8 protein-coding genes and 1 riboswitch are annotated in these 9,527 nt (G+C 73.2%); of the genes, 2 read left to right on the forward strand and 6 right to left on the reverse strand.

The annotated features are described in order from the left end of the window. Positions 1-39 precede the first annotated feature (39 nt). From IH50_RS0107115 to IH50_RS0107140, 6 genes are all read right to left on the reverse strand, one after another. Positions 40-843, reverse strand: coding sequence for an enoyl-CoA hydratase/isomerase family protein (locus IH50_RS0107115; protein WP_030858493.1), 804 nt, complete (start codon positions 841-843; stop codon positions 40-42). 106 nt (positions 844-949) lie between these two features. After that, positions 950-1,171, reverse strand: a complete 222-nt coding sequence (locus IH50_RS0107120; RefSeq protein ID WP_030858495.1) for a helix-turn-helix domain-containing protein — start codon at positions 1,169-1,171, stop codon at positions 950-952. A gap of 355 nt (positions 1,172-1,526) precedes the next feature. After that, positions 1,527-3,125, reverse strand: a complete 1,599-nt coding sequence (locus IH50_RS0107125) for an ABC-F family ATP-binding cassette domain-containing protein (protein ID WP_030858497.1) — start codon at positions 3,123-3,125, stop codon at positions 1,527-1,529. A gap of 553 nt (positions 3,126-3,678) precedes the next feature. Continuing rightward, a complete protein-coding gene (locus IH50_RS0107130; RefSeq protein ID WP_107061989.1) occupies positions 3,679-5,124 on the reverse strand; it encodes a hypothetical protein in 1,446 nt (481 codons plus the stop codon). 243 nt (positions 5,125-5,367) lie between these two features. Beyond that, positions 5,368-6,495 carry an alpha/beta hydrolase gene (locus IH50_RS0107135; protein WP_030858501.1) on the reverse strand — a complete coding sequence of 376 codons (1,128 nt, stop codon included), beginning with the start codon at positions 6,493-6,495 and terminating at the stop codon, positions 5,368-5,370. A 216-nt stretch (positions 6,496-6,711) separates the two neighbouring features. Further along, positions 6,712-7,458 carry a class II aldolase/adducin family protein gene (locus IH50_RS0107140; RefSeq protein WP_051767244.1) on the reverse strand — a complete coding sequence of 249 codons (747 nt, stop codon included), beginning with the start codon at positions 7,456-7,458 and terminating at the stop codon, positions 6,712-6,714. A gap of 141 nt (positions 7,459-7,599) precedes the next feature. On the opposite strand from IH50_RS0107140, the gene IH50_RS0107145 reads away from it, so the two are divergent. After that, the gene (locus tag IH50_RS0107145) at positions 7,600-8,865 is read left to right on the forward strand and encodes an inorganic phosphate transporter (protein WP_030858503.1); all 1,266 of its coding nucleotides are present in this window, start codon (positions 7,600-7,602) and stop codon (positions 8,863-8,865) included. 40 nt (positions 8,866-8,905) lie between these two features. Next, entirely contained in the window at positions 8,906-9,127 is a 222-nt protein-coding gene (locus IH50_RS0107150) for a hypothetical protein (protein ID WP_030858504.1), read from the forward strand. 163 nt (positions 9,128-9,290) lie between these two features. Beyond that, positions 9,291-9,429, forward strand: a riboswitch (cobalamin riboswitch). Positions 9,430-9,527: the final 98 nt, after the last annotated feature.

Consider the following 9,527-nt stretch of genomic DNA (forward strand, 5'->3'; position numbering starts at 1 on the left):
CGGGAACGGCGGGGTGGGCGGGCGCGGGAACGGCGGGGGTTATTCGCCGAGGCCGGCCAGGTCGCGCAGGCGGCGGGACTGGGCGGCTCGTTCGGCGGTGCGCTGGTCGTCGTAGGTGCGGGTCAGGGCGCCTCGGAGCAGGGCCTTGGTTTCGATGACCGCGTCGCGGGGGGCCGCCAGCAGGGCCGCGGCGAGGTCCTGGACCGTCGCGTCCAGGTCGGCCGCGGGGACGGCGAGGTTGGCCAGGCCGGTGTTCACGGACTCCTCGGCCGTGACGAAACGCCCGGTCGCGCAGATCTCCAGCGCGCGGGCGTATCCGACGAGGCCGACCAGCGGATGCGTACCGGTCAGGTCGGGGACGAGACCGAGGCTGGTCTCGCGCATGGCGAACTGCACGTCGTCCGCGACGACACGCAGGTCGCAGGCGAGGGCGAGCTGGAACCCGGCCCCGATGGCGTGTCCCTGGACGGCCGCGATCGACACGATGTCGCTGCGCCGCCACCAGGTGAACGCCTCCTGGTACTCGGCGATGGTCGCGTCCAGCGTGGCGTCGTCGCGACGCGCCAGGTCGATGAACGACGGCTCGCCCTCGATCCCCTCGGGCGTGAACATCCGCCGGTCGAGCCCGGCGGAGAAGGACTTGCCCTCCCCGCGCAGCACCACGACCCGGACGGAGCCGGGCAGCAGCCTGCCCGCCTCGGTCAGCGCCCGCCACAGAGCGGGGCTCTGCGCGTTGCGCTTGGCCGGGTTGGTCAGCGTCACCGTGGCGATCGCGTCGTCGACGATGAGCCGTACGCCGTCCTTGTCGAGTACGGGACCGAGGTCCTGGGCGGACGAAGCCATGGGGCGCCTCCGATGGGTGCGGTCAACGTAAGTGACTGCACAGTAACCACCCGGCCGGTCGGTCGGCCGACCGGGTGGTCACCATCGGGTTCCCGGACGCCCGGGGTCAGGCCGAAGGGGCCCTTTTGCCCCGGGTCGCCCCGCCACGCCCTCGCAGCGTGACTCCCGATTCGCTGAGCATGCGGTGCACGAAGCCATACGAGCGGCCGGTCTCCTCGGCCAATGCCCGGATGCTCGCACCGGCGTCGTACTTCTTCTTCAGGTCTGCCGCGAGCTTGTCGCGCGCGGCGCCGGTCACCCGGCTGCCCTTCTTCAGAGTCTCGGCCACCCGTGCCTCCTCATGGGAAGTGCGCTCTGGTCTCCTCATGATCACCCCTCCGGGCCCTCATGGCCACCCATTCGGCAAGGTCGATGGGACAAGGTTGTGACGACGGGAGCGCGTCCCCACATACGGAATGAGAGATTCCAGGATGTACCGGCGGTACCTCCGAACGGGTTCCTCCGTGAAATGCCAGGTCAGAAAGGCGCGACGGCCGAGCCCCGGTTCACCGGGAGCTCGGCCGCGAAATCCGTGTAGGACACACCTCGGGGTGAGGAGATCTCACACGATTGATGGATCACCGATGGGCCGAATGATCCATACTCAGGGGATCACACCTTCGATCAACCCCGGCTGACGTCTCTCAGGCGAGGGCGACCAGGTCCGCGTAGTCGGCGCCCCACAGGTCCTCGACGCCGTCCGGCAGCAGGATGATCCGCTCCGGCTGGAGCGCCTCGACGGCGCCCTCGTCGTGCGTGACGAGGACGACCGCGCCCTTGTACGTGCGCAGCGCGCCGAGGATCTCCTCGCGGCTGGCCGGGTCGAGGTTGTTGGTCGGCTCGTCGAGGAGCAGCACGTTGGCCGAGGAGACCACGAGCGTCGCCAGCGCGAGACGGGTCTTCTCACCGCCGGAGAGGACACCGGCCGGCTTGTCGACGTCGTCGCCGGAGAACAGGAACGAGCCGAGCGTCTTGCGGACGTCGACGAGGTCGAGGTCGGGGGCGGCGGAGCGCATGTTCTCCAGGACCGTGCGTTCCGGGTCGAGGGTCTCGTGCTCCTGCGCGTAGTAGCCGAGCTTGAGGCCGTGCCCTTCGACGACCCGGCCGGTGTCGGGCTTCTCCGCCCCGCCGAGGAGGCGGAGCAGGGTGGTCTTGCCCGCGCCGTTGAGGCCGAGGATGACGACGCGGGAGCCCTTGTCGATGGCCAGGTCGACGTCGGTGAAGATCTCCAGCGAGCCGTAGGACTTCGACAGTCCCTCCGCCATGAGCGGGGTCTTGCCGCACGGGGACGGCTCGGGGAAGCGCAGCTTGGCGACCTTGTCGGACTTCCGCTCGGCCTCCAGGCCGGAGAGCAGCTTGTCCGCCCTGCGGGCCATGTTCTGCGCCGCGACGGTCTTGGTGGCCTTGGCGCGCATCTTGTCGGCCTGCGAGTGCAGCGCGGCCGCCTTCTTCTCGGCGTTCTGCCGCTCGCGCTTGCGGCGCTTCTCGTCGGCCTCGCGCTGCTGCTGGTAGAGCTTCCAGCCCATGTTGTAGACGTCGATCTGGGCGCGGTTGGCGTCCAGGTAGAACACCTTGTTGACGACCGTCTCGACCAGGTCGACGTCGTGGGAGATCACGATGAAGCCGCCGCGGTAGGTCTTGAGGTAGTCGCGCAGCCAGGCGATCGAGTCGGCGTCGAGGTGGTTGGTCGGCTCGTCGAGGAGCAGGGTGTCCGCGTCGGAGAACAGGATGCGGGCGAGCTCGACGCGGCGGCGCTGACCGCCGGAGAGGGTGTGCAGGGGCTGGCCGAGCACGCGGTCGGGCAGGTTCAGCGCGGCGGCGATGGTGGCGGCCTCGGCCTCGGCGGCGTACCCGCCCTTGGTGAGGAACTCGGTCTCCTGGCGCTCGTACTGCTTGAGCGCCTTCTCACGGGTGGCGCCCTGGCCGTTGGCGATGCGCTGTTCGTTCTCGCGCATCTTGCGGATCAGTACGTCGAGGCCGCGGGCGGAGAGGATGCGGTCGCGGGCGAGGACGTCGAGGTCGCCGGTGCGGGGGTCCTGGGGCAGGTAGCCGACCTCGCCGGAGCGGGTGACGGCACCGCCGGCGGGGATGCCCTCGCCGGCGAGGACCTTGGTGAGGGTGGTCTTGCCCGCACCGTTGCGGCCGACGAGGCCGATGCGGTCGCCCTTGGCGACGCGGAAGGTGGCGTTTTCGATGAGGACGCGGGCACCGGCGCGCAGCTCGATGCCGGAGGCGGAGATCACGGACAGACTCCAGGGCAGGTGTGGGTGGCGGTGGACGGCTGAGGGCGTTCCCGCCGTCTAATGCGCGAGGAGAATGGCCATGCGAGCCATTCTAACGGGGCCGTGCAACCACTTTTCCTGGGCGCGGACGCACCCGGCGGTCGCCGGGGACCGGCGCCGTCGCCGTCGTGCGCGCACGCGCGGCGGCGGTCCCGCGCGGGGCGACGGCATGGTGATGTCGGACACAAAGGGGCCCGGCCGGGGTGTACGTCGTCGTGGACGGCGGCCGGCGCACACCTCCGGGGCGCGGGGGTCCTGATGCCCCGAGGGCGGCGGCTGGAGCCTCGGCGCGTACGCGCCCGGGACGGCGGTCCGAAGCCCGGCATCCCGGTCCCGTCACCGGGCGGGCTCCGACGGGTGGCAGGAGCCGGGCGCGCGTCCGGAATCCGGATCCGCCGCCGGACGCGCGCCCGGCCGGGCCTCCGGACGGCGGGCCCGGGCGCCGTGGGCCGCCGGGCGCGTGCCCGGGGGCGGGGTTCGGACGCCGGGCGCCCGCGGGGCGGCGGGCCCGGTGTCAGCCGCCCGTGTGGACCTGGAAGGCGGCGCGGCGGACCGCCTTGGCCAGGGCCGGGTCGGGGTGGGCGGCGGCCAGGGCGACCAGGACCTGGACGGTGCGCGGGTGGCCGACGGCGCGCACCTCGGTGAGCAGCGCGGGGACGGTCGGCTGGACCGCGGACTCCAGGTGGCGGACCAGCAGCGGGGCCTCGCCGTGGTCGGCGACGGCGGCCGCGGTGTCCACCCACAGCCAGGTGGCCTCCTCGCGGGTGAGGACCTCGTGGGCGTCCTCGGGGTCGGCACCGTCGTGCTCGGCGAGCCACAGCAGGGCGTACGGCCGCAGCGTCGGCTCGTCGAGCACGGTGCGGACCTCGGGCTCGGCGGGGGCGCCGACCACGCGCAGCGCCTCGAAGGCGAGGCCGCGCAGCAGGGCGTCCTCGCCCCGGGCGGCCTCGATCAGCTCCGTGACGGCGCTGCCGACCGGCCGGGCGGCGAGCCAGGCGCGGTATTCGGCGCGGGCCGCGTTGGGGCGCAACTGGGCGCAGCCGCGCAGCATGTCCTCGGCGCCCTGCTCGATGTTCCCGGCGGGGCTCTGCGCGGCGACGCAGATCTGCTCCAGTTTGACCCACACCGCCCAGCTCCCGAGCGGGGTGAGCGTGGCCTGTCCGTCGCCGTAGGTGAGGGCCCCGACGGAGGCGAGGGCGCGCAGCGCCCAGTCGAGCAGCGGCTCGAGCGGGGCGTCGGCTTCGGCGGGCACGGCGGGCGCGGGCCGGGGCCGCTGGAGCGGCACCCTGGGTCTGAGCCCGGTCCCGGTCCCGGACCGGGCCCCGGCGGATCCGGAGGTGTGGGCCCGCGGTGCGTCCGGCCGGGCCGCGTCGGACCCGGCGGCCTCGGGCTGCGGAACGTAGTCGACCTCGCAGCGTTCCGTGCGGAGTTCCGTCACCCGCTGCTGGAGCAGGTCGAGGAGCTGGGGCACGGGGACCGGGCCGGCGGAGAGCTGGAGGAAGGAGAGGACCTGCGGCATCGCCGTGACGACCTCGGCGACGGCGGCGGCCTCGTACTCCTCGGGTTCCGGGTAGGCGAGCGACCAGGCGTCGCAGAGGGCGACCCAGCCGCGCAGCACGGCGCTGTCGTCGCGGTTCCAGGCGCGCAGCCGCCAGCCGGGGCGGGCGGTGTCGCCGTGCACCTCGATGAGGCCGGCCAGCCGGGCGGTGTCCCAGTCGGCGCGGACCTGCTCGGGGGTCAGGTCCAGGTCGCGGGCCGCCCGTTCGGCGGTCGCGTCGGAGAGGGTGGCCTTGCCGTCGGCGGTGGCGCTGTCCCCGCCGGGGCCGAGGGCGGCGTCGGCCCAGCGGGCGACGCGGGCCGCGGCGGCCAGACCGGAGCGTGCCATTCTGGCCAGCTCCGCCGGGGCCGGTGTGCCCTCCGGGGGGCGTGGCGCGGGGCGGCGCGAGCGCCGCTGGTTCATCGCTGTGGGGGCGGCGGCCAGGGGTCGCGGGCGGACGATTCGGAGCCTGGAGTCGCGCGGGATACGGGACGTCACGAGTGCAGTCTTCCTGTTGACGGTCCGAAAACCCAAACGGAATGCCGACGGCGGCGCCGGGACGGCCGGTGTCCCGGCCCCGGACGCGGTCGGGGGAGGGATTCAGGCCACTGGTACGGCCCTAAACGGAATCCTCGGAACCGGCTGTTCGGCGCTCCCTCCGCGCGGTCACATCAGGGGGGTGAGGAAGCGCCGCAGCGCCTCTTCGTAGGCCTCCGGGTCGGCGTTCCACATCGCGCCGTGCGGGGCGCCCCTGACGGTGTGCAGGGTGGTGGTGTCGGGGTGGTCGGCGGCGAGGCGGCGGGAGAACCGCCAGGGCGCCACCGTGTCGTCGGGTCCGTGGAAGATCCGCGTGGGGATCGCGATCCGGTCCAGATGGAGGGCGCGGGGCCCGCGGTCGCCGTACAGGCCGGTGCGGCCCTGGGCGGCGCGGACCGCGAGCGGCAGCAGCGCGCCCGGGGTGTGCCGGGCCGCGGCGAGGGCCCGCAGGGTCGCCTCCCAGCTGAGCACCGGGGAGTCCAGGACGAGACCGGCGACGCGTGCGCGCACCTCGGAGCGGGCGGCGGTGCGCAGCGCCATGGTCGCGCCGGTGGACCAGCCGTACAGGACGACCCGCCGGGCGCCGGAGTCCACGGCGTGGTGGAGCACCGCGTCGAGATCGCGCCACTCGGTCTCGCCGAGGTGGTTGAGGCCGTCCGGGGAGCGCGGCGCGCCGGGGTCGCCCCGGTAGGCGGGGGCGAGCACCGGGAAGCGGTGGCGGTGCAGGAACTCCATGAGGTTCATGGTGTGTTCCCGGGTGGTGCCGAGGCCGTGGACGGCGATCACCCAGGTGTCCCGGGCGCCCGGTACGAACCATGCGGGCAGGGGGCCGAGTTCGCCGGGAACGTCGAGGTCGGTGTGGTCCAGGCCGAGGGCGCCGCCCGGGTCGCCGACGTACAGGTTCGGGGTGAGCCTGGCCCGGTCGCCGGGCTCCGGGGTGCCGTACGTGACGCGTTCGAGGCGGCGCAGGACGGTGTCGGCGGTGTCCGGGGCGTCGGGCAGTACGGGGCCGACGACCGCGTGGAAGCCGTCGCCGGTGAGACCGTGGCGTCCGGGGCGGAGCGCGGCGAAGTCCCTGGTGAGGGTGATCCGGCCGGCGGCGGTGGCGTGGACGGTGAGTCCGGGTTCGGTGGGCAGGGGGCCGCCGGGGGGCATTCTGAGCGCGGCGTCGCTGGCGAGCCGGCCGGCGGCCACCGCGGTGGCGGCGGCCCCTATCACGGCGGTGACGGCTGCGGCCGTCGCTCTGGCAGTGCGCACGTTCTCCAGTGTCATGGGGGGACGGGTACCCGGCCAGTGGGCGCCGCACAGCCGGGCCGCGCCCGTGGCTTTTCCGGGCGTGGGGTGCCGCCCTCACGGGGGTGGGGTGCCGCCCTCACGGGGGTGGGGTGCCGTCATCGCGGGGGTGGGGTTTTTCGCCCCCGCCGCCCCTTCCCGTCCCGTCCCCGGGGGCTGCGCCCCCGGATCCCCTTGTCCTCAAACGCCGGACGGGCCGGAAGTGCCCGAGGTGCTGGAAGTGCCGGACGGGCTGGGACGCTGCCCGTAGCCCCGCATGCGGTCCCCCGCCTCCGTCAGTTGCTCCGGGGTCAGCAGGTGGGGGGACAGGCCCGGGACCGATGCCGCGGTCAGCCAGAGGCGGCACATCCATTCGAGCTGAGCCGTGCGGTCGTAGGCCTGGGTGAGAGTCGTGCCGTAGGTCACGGTGCCGTGGTTCTGGAGGAGGCAGCCGGTGCGGCCGTCGAGGGCGCGGAGCATGTGCCCGGCCAGTCCGTCCGTGCCGTACGTCGCATAGGGGGCGACCCTGACGGGCCCGCCGAGCGCCGCCGCCATGTAGTGGATCGGCGGCAGCTCGTCGACGAGCGTGGAGACGGCCGTGGCGTGCACGGCGTGCGTGTGCACGACGGCGCGCGCGCCGGTGGTGCGGTAGACGGCCAGGTGCATGGGCAGCTCGCTGGTGGGGACGAGCCTGCCGAGGACCTGCCGGCCGGTGAGGTCGACACCGGTCACGTCGTCCGGTGTCAGCCGGTCGTACGGCACTCCGGACGGTGTGACGAGGACGGTCTCGCCGACCCGTACCGAGACGTTGCCGGAGGTGCCGACGACGAGTCCGTCGGCGACGGTCCGGCGCGCGGTCCCGACGAGTTCCGCCCAGGCGCGCGCCTCCTCCTCGCGCACGCTCCGGGTGTCTTCCGCTTCCCGTCCGTCCCCTGGCCGCTCAGTCATGCCGCGATCCTGCCAGGCGGCCATCCGGCGGAGGGCCCGCCCCCTCTTACGGTCACCGTGATGCCCGTTCCAGTTCATCTTCCGTTCACCCTGGTTACCTACGGTCGACCAGCCAATGACCTCGAACGATTGCCTGGGTAAATGGAAAGCTTCTCGCTGATCCTCGCGATTGTGGTGGTAACCGCACTCGCGTTCGATTTCACGAACGGTTTCCACGACACCGCGAACGCGATGGCAACGACCATTTCGACCGGTGCTCTCAAACCCAAGGTCGCGGTGGCCATGTCCGCCGTGCTGAACCTTGTGGGCGCTTTTCTCTCGGTGGAGGTCGCCAACACGATCTCCAAAGGACTCGTCGACGAGTCCGGCATCCGTCCCGAGGTCATCTTCGCCGCGTTGGTCGGCGCGATCCTCTGGAACCTCCTGACCTGGCTGGTCGGTCTGCCGTCCAGCTCCTCGCACGCCCTCATGGGCGGCCTGATCGGTGCCACCGTCGCCTCCGCCGGCTTCGGCGCGGTCCACGGCGACGTCCTCGTCACCAAGGTCCTGCTCCCCGCGATCGCCGCCCCGCTGGTGGCCGGCGTCGCCGCGATGTTCGCCACCCGGCTGAGCTACCGGCTGGGCCGGAACACCGACGGCAAGGCCTCCGAGAAGGGCTACCGCGCCGGACAGATCGCCTCCGCCGGCCTGGTCTCCCTGGCCCACGGCACCAACGACGCCCAGAAGACGATGGGCATCATCACCCTCGCCCTGGTCGCCGGCGGCGCCGTCTCCCCCGACTCCGACCCGCCGCTGTGGGTCATCCTCTCCGCAGGCCTCGCCATCGCGATGGGCACCTACCTCGGCGGCTGGCGCATCATCCGCACCATGGGCAAGGGCCTGACCGACCTCCAGCCGCAGCAGGGCTTCGCCGCCCAGACCAGCGCCGCGACGGTCATCCTGGCCTCCTCGCACCTCGGCTTCTCGCTCTCCACCACGCATTCCGTTTCCGGTTCCGTGATGGGCGCGGGCCTGGGCCGCAAGGGCGGTGTCGTCCGCTGGTCGACGGCCACCCGGATGTTCGTCGCCTGGGGCCTGACCCTGCCGGCGGCGGCCCTGGTCGCGGCGCTCGCCGAGTGGGTCTGCGGCTTCGGCGACTGGGGCACCGCCCTCGTGGCCGTCTTCCTGGTCGCCTCCAGCGCCGCCATCTGGAAGATCTCCCGGCGCGAGGTCGTCGACCACACCAACGTCAACGAGCACGACGAGGCGCCGGACAAGGAGCCGTCCGGTGTGGTGACGCAGGCGATGGCCGCGGTGACCCCGCCCCCGGCGGGCATCGTGACCGACGACCTCTCGGCCACCATCCCGGCGCCGGCCCCCACCGACCCGGCGGCCCCGGCGGCCCCGCCGGCCGCGACCACCGTCTGACCGCGACCCGGTAGCCCCGGTACGAAGGAAGAAGAGCACCATGAAGATCGACTGGGCGGCCCTCGGTTCCGTCTTCGGCGTCAGCCTCGTGGTCACCGTGGCCCTGGTGGGCCTGTTCACCCTCGGCATCAACGGCCTGTCCCGCCGCGAGCGGGCCGCCGCCCAGGGCCAGTCCGCGGCCCTGGCGGTCACCGGCGCCTACGCCTGCTTCGCGGCGTGCGCGGCGGCGGTGGGGTACGGCATCTATCTGATCATGGCCTGATCACAGGCCGCATCCGTACGGGCGGGCGGTGCGGGAGCCTCGGCTCCCGCACCGCCCGCTCGCGTGCGCGCACCTCCGCGCCCCCGTGCGCGGGTTCCCCCACCGGAACCCCTCTGTGGGCCTCAGCACACTTCAGCCTCGCAGGTCAACGGCAAGTTGACGGCCCTTCCGGAGCCGTGGTGGACTGCCTCAGCCATTACGGCGGCAGGAGAGGAAGCCGGTGCGATTCCGGCGCGGTCCCGCCACTGTCACCGGGGTAGACACCCCGGGAGCCAGGAACTCTCACCGCCGGTCTCGTCGAACCAGGGCGTGGACACCCTGAGTGAGGACATAACGCCATGCGCGGCTGCCCGCCGAGGTCGATCAGCGACACACCGCCCCGCTCCGGGGCCACTCCCGC

It is taken from the genome of Streptomyces sp. NRRL S-37 (genome assembly GCF_000721605.1).
Classification (GTDB): Bacteria; Actinomycetota; Actinomycetes; order Streptomycetales; family Streptomycetaceae; genus Streptomyces.